Origin of the sequence: Azospirillum sp. ST 5-10, from assembly GCF_051225715.1 — a bacterium.
In the GTDB taxonomy this organism is placed as follows: Bacteria; Pseudomonadota; Alphaproteobacteria; order Azospirillales; family Azospirillaceae; genus Azospirillum.
The window spans coordinates 51,343-66,848 of the sequence record NZ_JBPJSP010000001.1 but is presented as its reverse complement, the minus strand read 5'-3'; the positions used below and the strand labels follow the sequence as shown (position 1 = coordinate 66,848).

Here is a 15,506-nt window from a genome sequence, read left to right as displayed (position 1 = left end):
CCGGACATAGGGTGTTCTGATGTTCATCCATAGAAAAACAGAATGATGCTAAGAGCGGCCGGTTCAGTACGGCGCTGTTTCGGCGGAACGTGGGCGGTCGAAGTCGCTGACCTTGACCGCGGCGTTGGCGATGCGGCGGATCAGGGGAATCGAGGTGTCGGTGGGCAGCATGGCGCTGAACGGCACCGGCGGCACCGGCGGATCGGTCGGCACCACGCGCAACCGACCCTCGGCGAGGTCGCGCGCGAAGCAGCGTGGCGGCAGCAGGGTGAGTCCGAGCCCGGCGATGGCTAGCGACGCGGCGACGCCGAAACTCTTGCAGGTGTCGACGCGCGAGCAGTTGGCGCCGCCGGCGTGGAACCACCGCTCCATGCGGCTGTAGTGGTAGGATTCCCGCGACAGCGAGATGATCGGCCAGCGCTGCAGCGTGAGCGGGGTCAGCGGCTCGTCCGGCAGGTCCAGATCGGGGCTGGCCATCCAGGCCAGCCCGACGGTGCCGAGGGAATGGTTGGACAGGTTGACATCGCTGACTTCGCCCGGTGCCAGGACGATGTCGAGCGCTCCGTTGCGCAGCCGCTCCACCAGATCGCCGGTCAGCGCCTCGTCCAGTTCCAGGATGAGGTTGGGATAGCGCTGGTGCAGCAGCTTGATGAGCCGCGGCAGCCAAGTCACCGACACCACCTCGACGACGCCGAGGCGGACGATGCCGGGCAGCGCCTCGGACGCCGAGATGCGCTCCTGCATGTCGCCGGCGATGCGTAGGAGCTGCTCGGCGTAGGCCAGCAACTCCCGCCCCTTCGGCGTCAGCCGCACCGCCCGTTGCGAGCGGTCGAACAGCACGACGTTGAAGCGGTGCTCCAGCTCCTGGATGCGGGTGGAGACGGTGGACTGGGTCGCGTAGAGGCGCTCCGCCGCCGCCGTGAAGCTGCCGAGTTTGGCGGCCCAGTAGAAGGTCTCGATCTGCCGAAGGTTCACGGCTCCGCTTTCCGACATGCGCTGCGCCTTCCCGAACTATCGTGCGGAGCGGGTGGGTGTTCAAGCCGGGGGGCGCTGGCGTGCCGTGACGGTGCGGTAGGCGATCATGCGGTCCTTGAGGCCCGGCCGCTGCACCGAGCGGACGAGGTCGGCCAAGTCGGCATCGCGGGTGTCGGCGATGCTGACGCCGAGCAGGGTCGCCGCCGTGGTGGGGTCGAGCAGGGCGGCGGCGGCGGCGGCGCGCTCGACGATGGCCGGCCAGCCGTCGCGGTCCTCCACCTCCTGGACGAAGCCGACCTCCAACGCCTTACAGGCGTCGAAGGCGCGGGCCTCCAGGAGGATGCGGCGCCCGGCCTCGCCGGCGCGGGCGACGAAGCGGCGGGTCCCCAGCACGACGCCGAAGCGCAGGCCGGGCATGCGGAACTGCGCATCCGGAGTGGCCACCCGGTGGGTGCAGCAGCACACGAGATCGGCGCCGGCCCCGAACACCCGGCCGTGTGCCAGCGCCAGGGTGGCAAAGGGCGCGTGGTGGACGGCCTGGAGCAGCGTCTCGATGCGAACGAAGCGCAGCACCAGGTCGGCGTCGCTCTGTCCCTCGATGCCGGTGAAGTCGAAGCCCGTGGAGAAGCTGGACCCGCGGCCTTCGAGGACGAGGAGGCGGGTGCCGTCCTCCGCGGCGGAGGCAACCGCGTCCAGCAGCGCCTCCACCAGGTCGGGGCCGAGCGCGTTGCCACGCTCCGGACGGTTGAGGGTGAGCCGGGTCACCGGCCCGGCCCGTTCGACGATCAGCGGAGCGGCGTCATGCGTCATGGTCCAGCCACTCCGAATAGACGGCGTCGGTGTCGGCTCCCAGCGGCGGCGGTGGCCGGCGGATGGCGAAGTCGTGGCCGGCGATGGCGACGGGGAAGGCGGTGGTGCGGGTCGTGACACCGTTGGGAAGCGTGAGGTCGCGCACCAGGCCCAAGTGCCCGACATGGGGATCGGCCAGGATGTCGGCGTAGGTGTTGATGGGGGAGCAGGGTACGCCGCGCCGGTCCATCTCGCGCAGCCACGCCTCGGCGGTGCGCTCGCGGAAGCGTGGGACGAGGACGGCGACCAGCTCCTTCTGGTTGCGGGCACGCAGAGCCTGGGTGGCGAAGCGCGGGTCGTCGGCCAGCTCGGGCAGGCCCACCGCCTCGCACACCTCCCGCCACAGCTTGCCATTGCCGGCGGCGATGACGAAGGGGCGGTCGGCGGCGGGGAAGGCCTGGTAGGGTGCGTTGCGCGGATGGGCGGAGCCCAGCGCCCGCGGCGTCGTGCCGGTGCCGAAGAACTCGCTGGTCTGCAAGGCGGCGACGCCGATCAGGCTGCCCAGCATGGAGCAGTCGATCACCGCCCCCTCGCCGCTGCGTCCCCGGGCCAGCAGGGCCGCGGCGATGCTGTAGGCGGCGTAGAGGCCGGCGCAGAAGTCGCCGACCGGGACGCCGCACTTGACGGGGGCCTCACCCTCGTTGCCGGTCACACTCATCAGGCCGCTCATCGCCTGCACGGTCACGTCGAAGGCGCCCTTGGCGGCATAGGGCCCGCTTTGGCCGTAGCCGGAGATGGAACAGTAGACAAGCCGCGGGTTGTCCGTCCGCAACGCCTCGTGGCCGAGGCCGAGCCGGGCCAGCACGCCGGGGCGGAAGTTCTCCACCACGACGTCGGCGGCGGCGCACAGGCGGCGCAGCCGGATGACGGCGCCGGCGTCCTTGAGGTCGACGGTCAGCGACCGTTTGTTGCGGTTCAGCGAGGCGAAGTTCTCGCTGAACGAGTCGTTGCGCTCGTTGGTGGCGTAGGGCGGCCAGTCCCGCATGCCGTCGCCGCCGTCCGGTCGCTCGACCTTGACCACGTCGGCGCCGAGATCGGCCAGCAACGACCCGCAGAACGGACCGGCGGCGATCTGTCCGAACTCCAGCACACGCACGCCGTCCAGCAATGTGGCGGATGCCATGATCTTCCCCATCCCTTGTTCCCGTCGTCGGGGCGGCGACGCGGCCGGGTGCCCGGCGGGCCGCCGCTCCCGCCCCGTCATTCCGCGGCGACCGTCCCGACGGCGGCCGGGGCCGGCTCCTCTTCCTCGCGCAGCATCGTCGCGATGATCTGGCGGGCTCGGCGCAGCGCCAGGTCGGGCTTGAGGAACAGTTCGGAATAGCCGTTGTCGGCGTAGGCGAACATGCGCTGCTGACGCTCCAGCGCCCAGCGGTCCTGCGCCACCACCGAGGGGAACATCTCCGCCACCCGCTTCGCCGCCGACACCGTGGGGTCGCTGCGCGAGGTGTGGTCGGCCCGGCAGTTGGCCCGCCAGCGCCAGACATGGTTGGCGTCGTCCACCGGCGTGTGGGTGTGGTAGAGCACATAGCCGCGGTCGATACCCTGGCCGAGCCGGCCCGGCGGCGCTACCCGCATCTCCACCCGCGTCAGGCCGGGGGAGACGAGGTGGTGGGTGTGCACGCGGTCCACCTCCTCGTAATGGAACCATTCCATCAGGAACGGCGGCTGGCGGTAGCCGCTGACCCGCCGCGTGGTCTTCACGTAGCGGTTGCCATCGACTTCTCCCTCCTCGAGTTGGATCGGGATGCGGCTGTTGGCGACGTCCCCGATGTTGCCGTCGTGCAGCGGATAGAAATGGGTGATGTCCAGAAGGTTCTCGATCAGCAGGAGGTAGTTGGCCGGGACGTCCATGGGCTCCGAGCCGATGGATTCCCATTCGGGGTCGACCAGTTCGGGCGTGCGCGGCGGCTTGACGGTGCCGGCTTTCGCGGGATCGCCCGACCATACCCAGACGATACCATCCTGCTCGACCACCGGCACCGGGCGCATGCGCGCCTGTGGCGGGATCGGTCCGTCGGGGTGCGAGGGGATGGCCACGCAGCGTCCCGCGGTGTCGAAGCACAGGCCGTGGTAGGCGCATTCGATGGTGCCGTCGTCGAGCAGGCGGCCTTCCGACAGGGGGAAGCGCTTGTGCGCGCAGCGGTTGTCGAAGGCGACGACGGCACCGTCCTCGGTCCGCCAGATAACCACGGGCTGGTTGACGATGGTGTGGCCGGTCAGTTTCCGCGCCGGAAATTCCTCGGAAAATCCGGCTGCGTACCACGTGTTCTTGACGGGTCGCAGCAAAGACATCGTCTCCTCCTGTCTTGTGTTTTTGAGTGCGTGAAAATGATGATCGGGTGCACGGATCAATTCAAACGAGTTATTTTGGAGTGTTTTGATCGGATTTGCCGATGCATCACGGCCCGGTGATCCTCTTGCGGGGAGCCGCATGGTTGTGCCGGGCCTCCGCGCAACCCTCCCCCACGACGCGGGGGAGGGCTCTTCTCCTCCGCTCGCGGCGTGGGGGAGGTCGGGACGGGGAACCAGTGTGACGAGTTCGCCCCCTCACCCTGCCGGATACTTGTAGGGGAGGGCGCGGGCGCGCAGGAAGTCGCTCTCGGTCGCCGCGGAGTATTCCATGTGCTGGGCGCGGTACTTCGACAGGCTGGCGAATACCTTGCCGGCGAGCGGGTCCTTGGAGGCGAGTTCGCCCAGCACCTGGCCGGCGGCGTTGCCGAGCTCGGTGACGATCTCGTCGGACAGGCGCTTCTGGACGACGCCGTGCTCCTTGATGAAATTTGCCATGACGGGAGCCGAGCGGGCGGTGAACTCGGCCAGCATGACGTGGGTGGTGGAATAGGCACACTGCTCGACGATGGCCTGGAGGTCCTTGGGGAGGTCGTCCCAGGCCTTGGCGTTGACGAACAGCTCCAGCACCGTCCCCGGCTCGTGCCACCCCGGCGAATAGTAGTATTTGGCGTGGCGCCAGAACCCCATCGCGGCCTCGCCGTAGGGATTGTTCCACTCCACCCACTCCACGGCGCCGGCCGCCAGCGCGCTGACCACCTCCCCACCCGGCAGGTTGACCACGGTGGCGCCGAGCGAGCGCATGATCTCGCCGCCGATGCCGGGCATGCGGACCTTGAGCCCCTTGATGTCGTCGATGGAGTTGACGTCGCGGGTCGACCAGCCCGGGAACTGGATGCCGGTGTTGCCGCAGATGAAGAACTTGCAGTTCAGCTGCGATCGGTAGACCTCATCGCACAGGTCCTTGCCGCCGGCGAAATGGTACCAGCCGTGGTATTCCTGTGCCGTCAGGCCGAAGGGGATGTTGCTGACGAACTCGCTGGCCGGCGCCTTGCCCTTCCAGTAATAGGGCGAGCCGTGGCCCATCTCGACGGTGCCGCCGCCGACGGCGTCGATGGCTTCGAAGGCCGGCACCACCTCGCCGGCAGCGAAGAGCTGCACGGTGAGGCGGCCGTCGGTACAGCGCGTCACCATGTCGGCGAAATACTGCGCCCCGGTACCCAACCCCGGCAGGTTCTTCGGCCAGGTCGTCACCAGGCGCCAGCGCCGGCGGTTCTGGGAGATGGCGGGGGCGGGAAAGCTCGATGCGGCGGCCGCGGTGGCACCGGCGGCGAGCGTGCCCGACAAGATCGTCCTGCGTTTCATGAGATTCCTCCCTGCGCGTTGGCGCGCCCGCTGTTCCCTGCGCTTTGTGCGCGTACGTGCCACCCACGGCGCCGCACGTTCGGGTGCGCAATACGAAATGATGCTGACAATCCGTGAGGCCGATCAATCGAGTTTTTCCGAATAGTTCCCATCGGGATTTCCGATGCGCATCCGCGCATTTCGATCGACGGGGACAACTTTTTTCACGCCGACATCGGATCTTCACGCTCACATCGGATTTCCCGATCCAACGACATGCGGTTTTATCGTTTGAACGGATTGTTGGTGATTCGTACTTTCCTACAAATGACCGCTGCCGACGGACCGGGCATCGTCGGATGTCCCGGCGGGCAACGCAGACCGCATCACCGGCCGTGCTCGACGGCACGGGCCGGACGGCACCAAGGGGGAGGGCAGATGACGCCGGCCGACACCCATCGCGTCCTTGTGCGCACCGTCCGTTGCGAGGCGGACCGCATACTCAGCTTCGAACTGGTTGACCCCGACGGGCGGCCGCTTCCGCCGTTCGAGGCCGGGGCACACGTCGACGTCGAGCTCGGCGACGGGATCGTTCGGCAGTATTCTCTGGCCCAGGACCCGGCGGAGCGGGGTCACTACCGAATCGCCGTGCTGCGCGAGGCGGGCAGCCGCGGCGGCTCGCAGGCGCTGCACGAGCGGGTGCGGCCCGGCGACGTCCTGCGCGTCTCCACGCCGCGCAACCTGTTCCGCCTCATCGACGGCGCACGCTTCCATCTTTTGCTGGCGGGCGGGATCGGCGTGACGCCGCTGCTTGCCATGGCGTACGAACTGGACCGTCGTGGCGCCGACTTCGTCCTCCACTACTGCACGCGTTCCCCGGCGGGCACCGCCTTCGCCGGGGAACTGGCCAGCCGTCTCGGCGACCGCGTGTTGCTCCATCACGACGGCGGCGACCCCGCGCGCGGCCTCGACCTCGCCAGCCTGCTCCGCAAGCCCCCCGCCGGCGCCCATGTCTACTACTGCGGGCCGGGCGGCTTCATGGGCGCCGTACGCATGGCCTGCGCCCATTGGCCGGGCGGGACGGTGCACTGCGAGTACTTCTCCGCCCCCGCCGACACGCCGGCCGCGCCGGCCGAGGACATCGCGTTCACCGTGCGCATTGCCCGCACGGGGCAGTGCTTCACCGTGCCGCCGGACCGCAGCATCGTCCAGGTGCTGCGCGCCAACGGCGTGGCGGTCGACACCATGTGCGAGGACGGATACTGCGGCACCTGCCTCACCCGCTACGTCGCCGGCGAGCCGGACCACCGCGACAGCGTTCTCGACGAGGAAGACCGCCGGCAGTACCTGCTGATCTGCCGTTCCCGCGCCCGGAGCGGCGAACTCGTGATCGACGTGTGAGGCGGGCCAACCCGCCCGGACAGGCAGTGGAAACGGGAGGAGACACAAGGAACATGCGGTACACGGACTCCATCGCCGGGGCGATCGACCGCCTCAACGAAGGGGTCGGCAGGGTCGTCTCCCTGCTGACCGTCGGCACGGTGCTGATCACCTTCGCCGTCGCCGTCCTGCGCTACGGCTTCAGCACGGGATGGGTGTGGTTGCAGGAATCCTACGTCTGGATCAACGCCTTCGTCGTGCTCGCCGGGGCCGGCTACACGCTGCGCCACGACGGGCATGTGCGCTGCGACTTCCTCTACGGGACGGCGAGCCCGGCGGGCAAGGCGTGGGTCGACCTGCTGGGCACGCTGTTCTTCCTCTTTCCCACCTGCGGGTTGGTGGCCTGGACCGCGTCCGGATACGTCGCCATGGCTTGGGAGCGTCTCGAGGGCTCCGGTCAGGCGGGCGGTTTGCCGGGCCTGTTCCTCTTGAAGACGATGATCCCGGTGTTCTGCGTGCTCATGGCGCTCCAGGGATTGGCGACGGCGCTGCGCAGCGCCTCCGTCATCGCCGAGGCCAGGGCCCGGCGGCGGGCTTCCGGTGGACGCGGGGCCGCCGCCGAGGCGATGCCGCAGCACCTTCCGCACCGGCTGCAACGGAGGGCATGAGGCATGGAACCCGCCCACCTCTTCAGCGTCGCCCTGCTGCTGGCCGCCGGCGGAGCGATCATCACCGGCTTTCCCGTGGCCTTCGCGCTGGCCGGATCATCGCTGCTGGTGTCGCTGCTCGGCGTGGCGACCGGGCAGTTCGACCTGTTCTTCCTGTCGGCGCTGCCGTCGCGGCTGTTTGGCGGCGTCACCAACGAGGTTCTGCTGGCCGTCCCCCTCTTCATCTTCATGGGCGTGATGCTGGAGCGCTCGCGCATCGCCGAGGACCTGCTGAAGGCCATGGGTCAGTGCTTCGGCGCGCTGCCCGGCGGGCTCGGCCTGTCGGTCACGCTGGTTGGCATGCTGATGGCGGCCTCGACCGGCATCGTCGGCGCCACGGTGATCACCATGGGCCTGCTCAGCCTGCCGAGCATGCTCCAGGCAGGCTACGACCGGCGGCTCGCCACGGGGGTAATCTGTGCGTCCGGCGCGCTCGGCCAGATCATCCCGCCGTCCATCGCCCTGGTGCTGCTCGGCGACATGCTGGGCAACATCCACATGGAAACCCAGCTCGCCCAGGGCAACTTCATGGTCGAGCCGGTCTCGGTGATCGACCTGTTCATCGGCGCGCTCATTCCAGGCCTGCTGCTGGTCGGCCTCTACATCGCCTATCTCGTCGGCGTGGCGGTCGTCCGTCCGCGCGCCTGCCCCCCCTACTACGAGAAGGGCGTAGCCCGGCTGGACCTGGCGGTAACCGTGCTGCGCGCACTGGTCCCGCCGGTGTTCCTGGTGGTGGCGGTGCTGGGGTCGATCATCGGCGGCGTGGCGACGCCGACGGAGGCCGCTGCCTTCGGCGCCGTTGGTGCGGTGCTGCTGGCCGGCGCCAAGCGCACGCTGGCGCCGGCCATGTTGGGCGAGGTAGCGCGAGTGACCACCCGCATGACCTGCAACGTCTATACGATCCTGCTGGGCGCCTCGGTCTTCTCGCTGACCTTCCGCGGCTTCGGCGGCGACGACCTCGTCCACGAGGTGCTGAACAACCTGCCGGGTGGCGTCGGCACGGCCATGATGATCATCATGCTGTTGATGTTCCTCATGGGCTTCATCCTCGACTTCGTCGAGATCGTCTTCATCGTCGTGCCCCTGGTGGCCCCGGCGCTGCTGGCGGCCGGAATCGACCCGATCTGGCTCGGGGTGATGATCGGCATGAACCTGCAGACCAGCTTCCTCACGCCGCCTTTCGGCTGGTGCCTGTTCTATCTCCGTGCCACCGCCCCGGCGGAGGTCCGCACCACCGAGATCTACCAGGGTGTCGTGCCTTTTGTGATGCTGCAGGTCCTTGGTCTCGGCATCCTCGCCGCATTTCCGATCCTCGCCACGTGGTTGCCACACCAGATATTCTGAGAACTTGGTTGGTCAGGCGGATGCCTCATCCTGTCGGTCGACGTTGCCGGCGGCCGGTTGCCACCGTTGAAGCAGCGCTTGGCCGACCGGCACACCGCTTGCTGCCGGATGCGGGTCCAGGGCCGGTGTCCGCAGGATTCTCCGGGCCGGGCCGTGGTGGTCCAATCCGGGGAATCCTGCTTACGGCCAGGGATAGTCGGCCGTCGCGATGCCGCTCTCCCCGAGGCGGGCGACGATCCGCCGGCGCAGGACCACGACGTCGGCCACCGGCCGGGCCCGCCGGTCCGTCACCTCGGCGGCGGTGAAGGGGCGGAAGTCGGCGGGCAGCGACGCGCCGGCCCAGTTCTCCATGATGTAGTTGAGGACCCCGGCGATCTCGGCGTCGCTCAGGCTGGCGCCGATGACGCCGGGGACGTGGAGGAGGTAGGTGCGGCCCTCGTCGTCGCCGGCGAAGGCGCCCACCATGCCCCGGAAATCCGGGATGCCGCCGATCGCGCTGCCGGCGCCGTCCATGCCGTGGCAGCCGGTGCAGCGCAGGATGTAGTTGGTGCGCGGCTTCAATTCGCCGGCCACCGCCGGCGTCGCCATCGCTCCCGCCAGGGCGATCGCCCCGGCCAGCGCGGCGGCGACCGCCGCGGCCTTCCGGTGCCCCCTCATGCTCAGCCTCCCTTGCGCATCTCCCGGAGCGCGCCGTGGGACGGCACGTCGCCGCGCGTCCGGGCGATCAGCGACGGCTCGACCGTCCGGTCGACGCCGTTCAGGCCCTTCAGCACGTAGGTCGCGACCGCCGCCAGGGCGTCGTCGTCGAGGGCGTTCTGCGGCGGCATCACCAGGCCGACGAAGCGCTCGCCGCCGACCTCGATGGTGCCGGACAGGCCGCCCAGCAGGACGCCGGCGACGTAGTTCGGCGCCGCGTCGCCGAGCCGCTGCCACAACGGCGCGTCGACCAGCGGCGGCGCCAGGCCGGGGGCGCCGACGCCGCCGGGCTGGTGGCAGGCGGCGCACACCTCCTCGAACACCCGCTGGCCGTCGGCGGCGAGGGCCGCCGACACCCGCTGACCGTCGGCGGCGAGGGCCGCCGACACCCGCTGACCGTCGGCGGCGAGGGCCGCCGACGAGGCCATCCCCGCCGCCATCCCCGCCGCCATCCCCGCCGCCACCGCCGCGATCAGGGCCCGGCGCATCATTCGGCCAGGCCGACCAGCACGGCCACCGTGCAATGGTAGCCCTTGGAGGCGTTCGCCATGCACCAATTGATGTCGTTGTGCAGGCCCATGCGGTAGCCCGGCCGCTCGCCCTTGGAGGTCAGGCAGAACGGGCTGTTGTCGCAGATCGGCTTGCCGCAGCAGTCGTTGTAGGCGACGAGGTAGTCCTTGCCGTCGTTGGGGTTGCGGCAGGTGCCGACCCACGACACCTTGGACGCCTCGGCGCCCGGCGGGCACTGCGTCAGCGAGCCGCCGCAGGCGCTGCACAGGTTGCCGTCGAGGGCGCAGTAGCGCCAGTACTCGCACAGCAGCGCCTCGTCGCCGCCGGGCTCGGTGGTGGCGGCGAAGGCCTGGCCGAAGGTGCGGTCGAAGGGCAGGAGCGGCATCACCGCGCCGCCCAGCATCAGCGTGCCGGTGCGGGCGAGGAAGCTGCGCCGGCCGTTGCTCTTGGCCATGGCGCGGGCGCCGCGCTCGGTGAGCCGGTCGAAGCGCTCCAGGATGGCGTCGAACAGGTTGATCACGTCGATCCTCCTTTTCCGATGGTCAGGTGCGGGCCGGTGCGGCGCCGTCCAGGAAGCTCTGGATCGAGCCGACCCCCATCTCGTGGGCGTTGAACAGGCTCTCGAGCTGCTCGCGGTTGTTCACCAGCCCCTTGGAGCGGACGGTGCCGGCGCTGTCGATGAGCACGGCGAAGGGCAGGCGGGCGACCCGGTAGGCGAGGCCCAGCTCGGTCGAGACCACGTAGGGGAAGGCCGCGAGGTCGGCGGTCTCGATGAAGCGGCGGTGCTTGTCCTCCTCGCCGTCGCTGGCCAGCACGACGTCGAGCCAGGCCCGCTCGGACTGGCGGACCGAGCGCAGCACGGGCAGCAGCTTCTTGCACACCGGGCAGGTCGGCGACACGAAGAACACCAGGGTCGACCGCTCCGGCTTCGGGCCGATGACCACCTCGCCGCCGGTCAGGCTGGGCAGGGCGAAGCGCGGCGTCGCGTCCCCCACCTTCGGCCCGGAATCGTTGATCAGCGCCCCCATGGGCGAGATGCGTTCGAACAGGACGCCGACCTGCCGGGCCATCGCGAACAGGGCGACGATCAGCGCGATCACCACCAGCCACAGCACGGCCACGGCGAAGATCAGCACGCTCACGGTATCCATGTCTCTCTTCCTCTTTCGCGAGCGGCCGCGTCAGGCGCGGCGGCGCAGGTAGGCGGCGTTGGCGAGGAGCTGCTCGACCAGCGCGTAGCCGATCCACAGGGTGCAGCCGGCCAGCAGCGTGGCGACCACGGCCGCCGCCGGCAGGGCGAACGGCGCGCCGCCGAGGCCGGCGGCGGCGACGGCGCTCAGCACCAGGTTGCGCAGCACCAGGCCGCGGCCGATCGGCTGCACCGCGCCGCCGCAGCCGCATTCGATGCGGTCGCGGCCGCGCCGCAGGTTGACCGCCATGGCGCCGGCGTAGCCGAGCAGCAGGGCGATGGCGAGCGCGGTTCCCACCGCCTGGCCGCCGGGGAGCACGAGCGCCGCGACGGCCAGCAGCTCGGCCGCCACCGCCGCCAGGGCGGCGCCGCGCGACCACGCCTCGGGCACCAGCCGGTAGTCGGCGACGTAGCCGGTGAAGGCGGTGAAGTCCCACAGCTTGTGCAGGGCGGCGCGGGCGAACAGCAGGGTGGTGAAGACCACGGCCGTGCCCGACACGAGGCCGCTCCACGCCTCCCCGGTCATGGCGTCACCGCGACCACCGAGACGAAGCCGGTCAGGCCCGTCTCGCCGGCCTTGGCCAGGGCGTAGCCGCCCTTGGGGTCGGTGGTGAAGCGGAACAGCTTCGGCTCCTCGCTCAGGCCGAACACGACCGGCGCCTCGTCGGCGCTGACGGTGAAGGAGGACACGTGCTCGACCGGCGAACGCGACAGCAGCTTCTTGGCCTTGACGTCGTAGGCCCAGATCTCCTCGGCGGCGTTCTTGTGGCTGCCGTCGCCGGCGTTGGCGTGCATGCCGACGAAGAGCACGCCGGCCTTGTCGTTGTAGGCGACCATGTTGTAGCCGCCGGGCGCCCAGGCGCCCTCGACGCCGTCGTTGATCTTCAGGGTCTCCACCGTCTTCACCGTGCCGTCGGCGTCGGACAGGCGGTGGATGGTGCCGTTGTAGGACAGGAACAACAGGTCGCCCCCGGCGCGCGCCGCGGGAATGAACAGCGGATCGCCGTCGACGTCGAAGATCTTGGCGCTCTGCGTCTTGCCGGCCGCCGCGCCGTCGTCGCCCAGGGCGAAGCTGGCGAAGGTGCCGTTGCCGCAGATGGTGGAGAAGCCGTGGCCGGCGGCGGTGGGATAGATGCCCCAGCAGCCCGGCGTCGGGATCTCCTGGACGGCGGCGGCCTTGGCCGTGTCGACGACCGTGACCGAAGCCGCCGGGGTGGCGTTCTGGACGTAGAGGAACTTGCCGTCGGCGCTCTGCTCGAACAGCGGCGTGTAGCCCAGCACCATGGCCGCCTTGGGCGGCAGGGCGATCTCCTTGACCACCGACAGGGTGCCGACGTCGTAGACCTGGACCACCTGCTCGATGTCGCCGTAGACGATGCGCTTCATGAAGGTGGACTGGCTGTAGGCCGTCTTGCCGTCGGGGGCCACCAGCATCTGCCCCATGGCGCCGCTCGTCATCAGCCCCTTGAAGGCGAGATCGTCCTTGCCGAACACGGCGACCGACCCGGCCCCCTTCCATTCCTGCTGGTAGACGAGGACGTTGGGGCCGGGATCGATGGCCGCCTTGACGGTGAGCTGTTCAGGCTTGAAGTCCGCCTGCTGGGCCAGGGCCGGCGCGCTGGCGACGGCCATTAGGGCGCACAGGGCGAGTCGTTCCAACTGGACCACGTCGATGCCTCCATGCTTGGACTGCGAACGACGGTACGCGCGCCATCGACGGTCCCGCTATCCAATTTTCGCGGACCAATGAGCCCAATTTTTGGGCATTGATTTGACTTGACGAAATATTGGGCGTCCACTTCAGTAAACGCTTATGGGAGTCCGCCGGAGGCCGGGCATGGAGTACGTTCGTCGGAACTACGGGGACGCCTGCGAGCAGGAGCGCGGCCTCGACGGCTGGTGGCAGCGCTACACCCAGCTGAAGCCCGGCGGCTATTCCGGTTCCATCGAGACCCTGCGCATGCCGGGCGTGTCGATCGTCCGGGAGCGGATCAGCGTCGCCGTGGAGGAGCGGGTCGCCGCGCCGGCCGGACGGACGGTGTTCGTCCAGCCCCTGTCGCCGGCCACGGACTGCCGCACCAACGCCACGCGCATCGCCGGCGACAGCGTGATGATGCTGCACGGCGGCGACGAGGTGCACGTATCGGTGGCCGCGGACAGCGATCTGCTGCTGGTCACCGTCGACGACGCCCTGCTGCCGCCGCCGCGCCGCCGCGCGTCGCCGCTGCGCTTCGCCCGCAGCTTTCCCGAGGCCGAGCTGGCGGGCGCCTGGTTCCTGTCGCTGCTGCTGGGCCACACGGTGGGGGAGGTGCCGGCGGCGGCCGAGCACACCCAGGTGCTGGTGGGGCTGGTCGCCGACAAGCTGGCCCACCTCTTCGACCGCATCGCCGCCGGCGGGCGGGCCGCCGATCCGGCGACGCGCGCCGATTTCCGCCTGTTCCTGCGGGCCCGCGAGCTGGTCGCCGAGGAGCGCGAGGACCCGCACACCATCGCCGGCCTGGCGCGGCGGCTGGACGTGTCGACCGAGGCGCTGCGCCGGGCGTTCCTCGTGTCGGTGGGGGTGGGACCCGGCACCTGGCTGCGCCAGCAGCGCCTGGACGGCGCGCGCCGCGACCTGGCGGTGTCGGCCGGGGCGGCGACCACCGTGTCGGAGGTCGCCATGAAGTGGGGCTTCTGGCACCTCGGCCGCTTCTCCGCCTACTACGCGGCGCAGTACGGCGAGACGCCGTCGCAGACGGTGCGGCGGGCGGCGGGGTGAGGCCGGCCGCCGCCCGGGCCGGCGCCGTCCGTCAGTCCGAGATGTTGGGCGGGTCGGGGTCGTCGTCCCACCCCTCGGGCGGGGCGGGGTAGCGCTGCAGCCACCGCTTGACCAGCTCGACGTGCCCCGCCTCCTCGTCGGCGAAGCTGCGGGCCAGTTCGGCGACCCGCGGGTCCTTGGTCGCGGCGGCGACGGCGGCGTAGTACTTGCTGCCCTGGGTCTCGCACCGCAGCGCCATCCGCAGGGCGTGGTGGGCGGTCATCAGGTAATGGGTGTGCTCGAACGCCGCCGCTTCGGGCGACTCCGCCGTCGCGTCCCACTCGAACTCCCAGGGTGCCACCGCCGGCAGCGGACCGAAGGCCTCGGCGATCCCCAGCACCTCGTCGCGGTGCTTGCGCGAGTACCCGGCCATCTCCCGGAACAGCGCGGCGACGTCGACGTTGTTGTGCGCCTCCATGCTGTCGGCCAGCTCCTCGTAGCGGTCCGCCGCCTCGGTCTCCAGCTCGACGGCGTGGGCGAGGAACAGGCCGACGCTGGCCGCGCCGCTCGTCACCTTGACGGTCATACCGCGAACCCTCCCTCGATCTCGGCGATGGTGGCGGTGGCGGCATGCTCGGGCCGGTAGGGGCGGCGGTTGCCGGCCAGGAACACGCCGAGCCCGAAGCCGTCGTCCTCCAGGGCGTTGCGCATGGCCATGGCCGGATCGGCCGCCGGCTCGCGGCCGTAGGGGCGCACCGTGCTCTTCCAGGCCCGCTGCTCCGGGCGGAAGGTGACGCAGGGGCTCAGCACCTGCACCACCGAGAAGCCGGGGTGGCGGACCGCCTCGACGATCAGCCGGGCGACGCCGTTGGGGTCGCCGGCGAAGCCGCGGGCGACGAAGTTGGCGCCGCAGGCGATCGCCAGCTGCACCGGCTGGATCGGCGACACGCCGGGGCCGGTGGGGGTCAGCTTGCTCTCGCACCAGTCGGATTCGGTGGTCGGCGACGCCTGGCCCTTGGTCATGCCGTAGACCTGGTTGTCCATGACCACGTAGGTCAGGTCGATGTTGCGCCGGCAGGCGTGCAGGAAATGGTTGCCGCCGATCGAGAAGCCGTCGCCGTCGCCGCCGAACACCACGACCGTCAGGTCGGGGCGCGCCAGCTTCAGGCCCGAGGCGGCGGCCAGCGCCCGGCCATGGACGCCGTGGAAGCCGTACACCGCGGTGTAGGCGGGGATGCGCGACGAGCAGCCGATGCCCGACACCACCGCCGTGTCGTGCGTCTGCAGACCCATGGTGGCGAAGGCGCGGGTCACCGCGGCCAGCACCGAATAGTCGCCGCAGCCCGGGCACCAGATCGGCTTGACCGCCGACTTGTAGTCGTGGGCGGCCGGGGCGGCCGGGGGGGCGGCGGTGGGGGCGGCGGGCTGGCCGGCGGCGACCGCCTGGTCGTTCAGGTGGGTGTCCATGTCCGTGCTCCCGGCG

The 15,506-nt window shown here is 70.3% G+C and carries 17 protein-coding genes; 4 read left to right on the top strand and 13 right to left on the bottom strand.

Annotated features, from left to right (window positions below; translation table 11 throughout):
- Nucleotides 1–63: 63 nt before the first annotated feature.
- The 5 genes from ACSBPG_RS00345 to ACSBPG_RS00325 all read right to left on the bottom strand — a co-directional run bounded on the left by ACSBPG_RS00345 (nucleotide 64) and on the right by ACSBPG_RS00325 (nucleotide 5,481).
- Entirely contained in the window at nucleotides 64–975 is a 912-nt protein-coding gene (locus tag ACSBPG_RS00345; protein ID WP_435535093.1) for a LysR family transcriptional regulator, read from the bottom strand.
- A gap of 60 nt (nucleotides 976–1,035) precedes the next feature.
- Nucleotides 1,036–1,785 carry an enoyl-CoA hydratase/isomerase family protein gene (locus tag ACSBPG_RS00340; protein WP_435535092.1) on the bottom strand — a complete coding sequence of 250 codons (750 nt, stop codon included), beginning with the start codon at nucleotides 1,783–1,785 and terminating at the stop codon, nucleotides 1,036–1,038.
- Nucleotides 1,775–2,947 carry a CaiB/BaiF CoA transferase family protein gene (locus ACSBPG_RS00335; protein ID WP_435535091.1) on the bottom strand — a complete coding sequence of 391 codons (1,173 nt, stop codon included), beginning with the start codon at nucleotides 2,945–2,947 and terminating at the stop codon, nucleotides 1,775–1,777. Before ACSBPG_RS00335 ends, ACSBPG_RS00340 begins: the two co-directional genes overlap by 11 nt.
- 77 nt (nucleotides 2,948–3,024) lie before the next feature.
- The gene (locus ACSBPG_RS00330) at nucleotides 3,025–4,119 is read right to left on the bottom strand and encodes a Rieske 2Fe-2S domain-containing protein (RefSeq protein ID WP_435535090.1); all 1,095 of its coding nucleotides are present in this window, start codon (nucleotides 4,117–4,119) and stop codon (nucleotides 3,025–3,027) included.
- A gap of 255 nt (nucleotides 4,120–4,374) precedes the next feature.
- Entirely contained in the window at nucleotides 4,375–5,481 is a 1,107-nt protein-coding gene (locus ACSBPG_RS00325) for a TRAP transporter substrate-binding protein (RefSeq protein WP_435535089.1), read from the bottom strand.
- Between the two features lie 417 nt (nucleotides 5,482–5,898).
- Here ACSBPG_RS00325 and ACSBPG_RS00320 point away from each other — a divergent pair, with 417 nt between their 5' ends.
- From ACSBPG_RS00320 to ACSBPG_RS00310, 3 genes are read left to right on the top strand one after another with little or no spacing between them, the layout of a single operon-like run.
- The gene (locus ACSBPG_RS00320; protein WP_435535088.1) at nucleotides 5,899–6,861 is read left to right on the top strand and encodes a PDR/VanB family oxidoreductase; all 963 of its coding nucleotides are present in this window, start codon (nucleotides 5,899–5,901) and stop codon (nucleotides 6,859–6,861) included.
- A 53-nt stretch (nucleotides 6,862–6,914) separates the two neighbouring features.
- A complete protein-coding gene (locus tag ACSBPG_RS00315) occupies nucleotides 6,915–7,508 on the top strand; it encodes a TRAP transporter small permease subunit (RefSeq protein WP_435535087.1) in 594 nt (197 codons plus the stop codon).
- Nucleotides 7,509–7,511: 3 nt separating this feature from the next.
- On the top strand, nucleotides 7,512–8,891 hold the full coding sequence (locus ACSBPG_RS00310) for a TRAP transporter large permease (protein WP_435535086.1): 1,380 nt from the start codon (nucleotides 7,512–7,514) through the stop codon (nucleotides 8,889–8,891).
- 180 nt (nucleotides 8,892–9,071) lie between these two features.
- Here the strand turns inward: ACSBPG_RS00310 and ACSBPG_RS00305 are convergent, their stop codons facing one another.
- From ACSBPG_RS00305 to ACSBPG_RS00280, 6 genes are read right to left on the bottom strand one after another with little or no spacing between them, the layout of a single operon-like run.
- Complete coding sequence (locus tag ACSBPG_RS00305) at nucleotides 9,072–9,548, bottom strand: c-type cytochrome (RefSeq protein ID WP_435535085.1); 477 nt, start codon at nucleotides 9,546–9,548, stop codon at nucleotides 9,072–9,074.
- A 2-nt stretch (nucleotides 9,549–9,550) separates the two neighbouring features.
- A complete protein-coding gene (locus ACSBPG_RS00300) occupies nucleotides 9,551–10,078 on the bottom strand; it encodes a c-type cytochrome (protein ID WP_435535084.1) in 528 nt (175 codons plus the stop codon).
- On the bottom strand, nucleotides 10,075–10,617 hold the full coding sequence (locus ACSBPG_RS00295; protein WP_435535083.1) for a methylamine dehydrogenase light chain: 543 nt from the start codon (nucleotides 10,615–10,617) through the stop codon (nucleotides 10,075–10,077). The genes ACSBPG_RS00300 and ACSBPG_RS00295 overlap by 4 nt, the downstream gene beginning before the upstream one ends.
- 22 nt (nucleotides 10,618–10,639) lie before the next feature.
- Nucleotides 10,640–11,248 (bottom strand): methylamine dehydrogenase accessory protein MauD, encoded by a 609-nt coding sequence (mauD, locus tag ACSBPG_RS00290; protein ID WP_435535082.1) that lies wholly within the window; start codon nucleotides 11,246–11,248, stop codon nucleotides 10,640–10,642.
- 30 nt (nucleotides 11,249–11,278) lie between these two features.
- Nucleotides 11,279–11,812: a MauE/DoxX family redox-associated membrane protein gene (locus ACSBPG_RS00285; RefSeq protein WP_435535081.1), complete on the bottom strand. Its 534-nt coding sequence runs from the start codon at nucleotides 11,810–11,812 to the stop codon at nucleotides 11,279–11,281.
- A complete protein-coding gene (locus tag ACSBPG_RS00280) occupies nucleotides 11,809–12,954 on the bottom strand; it encodes an amine dehydrogenase large subunit (protein ID WP_435535080.1) in 1,146 nt (381 codons plus the stop codon). Before ACSBPG_RS00280 ends, ACSBPG_RS00285 begins: the two co-directional genes overlap by 4 nt.
- A 169-nt stretch (nucleotides 12,955–13,123) precedes the next feature.
- On the opposite strand from ACSBPG_RS00280, the gene ACSBPG_RS00275 reads away from it, so the two are divergent.
- The gene (locus tag ACSBPG_RS00275) at nucleotides 13,124–14,044 is read left to right on the top strand and encodes a helix-turn-helix domain-containing protein (protein ID WP_435535079.1); all 921 of its coding nucleotides are present in this window, start codon (nucleotides 13,124–13,126) and stop codon (nucleotides 14,042–14,044) included.
- 31 nt (nucleotides 14,045–14,075) lie between these two features.
- On the opposite strand, the gene ACSBPG_RS00270 is transcribed toward ACSBPG_RS00275, so the two are convergent.
- Together ACSBPG_RS00270 and ACSBPG_RS00265 are read right to left on the bottom strand one after the other, a co-directional pair.
- Nucleotides 14,076–14,609, bottom strand: a complete 534-nt coding sequence (locus ACSBPG_RS00270; RefSeq protein ID WP_435535078.1) for a ferritin-like domain-containing protein — start codon at nucleotides 14,607–14,609, stop codon at nucleotides 14,076–14,078.
- Complete coding sequence (locus ACSBPG_RS00265; protein ID WP_435535077.1) at nucleotides 14,606–15,490, bottom strand: 2-oxoacid:ferredoxin oxidoreductase subunit beta; 885 nt, start codon at nucleotides 15,488–15,490, stop codon at nucleotides 14,606–14,608. The genes ACSBPG_RS00270 and ACSBPG_RS00265 overlap by 4 nt, the downstream gene beginning before the upstream one ends.
- Nucleotides 15,491–15,506: the final 16 nt, after the last annotated feature.

Coding starts and splice junctions, on each gene's coding strand:
- ACSBPG_RS00340 (WP_435535092.1), bottom strand. CDS start 1,785: ATGACGCATGACGCCGCTCCGCTGATCGTCGAACGGGCCGGGCCGGTG.
- ACSBPG_RS00335 (WP_435535091.1), bottom strand. CDS start 2,947: ATGGCATCCGCCACATTGCTGGACGGCGTGCGTGTGCTGGAGTTCGGA.
- ACSBPG_RS00330 (WP_435535090.1), bottom strand. CDS start 4,119: ATGTCTTTGCTGCGACCCGTCAAGAACACGTGGTACGCAGCCGGATTT.
- ACSBPG_RS00325 (WP_435535089.1), bottom strand. CDS start 5,481: ATGAAACGCAGGACGATCTTGTCGGGCACGCTCGCCGCCGGTGCCACC.
- ACSBPG_RS00320 (WP_435535088.1), top strand. CDS start 5,899: ATGACGCCGGCCGACACCCATCGCGTCCTTGTGCGCACCGTCCGTTGC.
- ACSBPG_RS00315 (WP_435535087.1), top strand. CDS start 6,915: ATGCGGTACACGGACTCCATCGCCGGGGCGATCGACCGCCTCAACGAA.
- ACSBPG_RS00310 (WP_435535086.1), top strand. CDS start 7,512: ATGGAACCCGCCCACCTCTTCAGCGTCGCCCTGCTGCTGGCCGCCGGC.
- ACSBPG_RS00305 (WP_435535085.1), bottom strand. CDS start 9,548: ATGAGGGGGCACCGGAAGGCCGCGGCGGTCGCCGCCGCGCTGGCCGGG.
- ACSBPG_RS00300 (WP_435535084.1), bottom strand. CDS start 10,078: ATGATGCGCCGGGCCCTGATCGCGGCGGTGGCGGCGGGGATGGCGGCG.
- mauD (WP_435535082.1), bottom strand. CDS start 11,248: ATGGATACCGTGAGCGTGCTGATCTTCGCCGTGGCCGTGCTGTGGCTG.
- ACSBPG_RS00285 (WP_435535081.1), bottom strand. CDS start 11,812: ATGACCGGGGAGGCGTGGAGCGGCCTCGTGTCGGGCACGGCCGTGGTC.
- ACSBPG_RS00275 (WP_435535079.1), top strand. CDS start 13,124: ATGGAGTACGTTCGTCGGAACTACGGGGACGCCTGCGAGCAGGAGCGC.
- ACSBPG_RS00270 (WP_435535078.1), bottom strand. CDS start 14,609: ATGACCGTCAAGGTGACGAGCGGCGCGGCCAGCGTCGGCCTGTTCCTC.
- ACSBPG_RS00265 (WP_435535077.1), bottom strand. CDS start 15,490: ATGGACACCCACCTGAACGACCAGGCGGTCGCCGCCGGCCAGCCCGCC.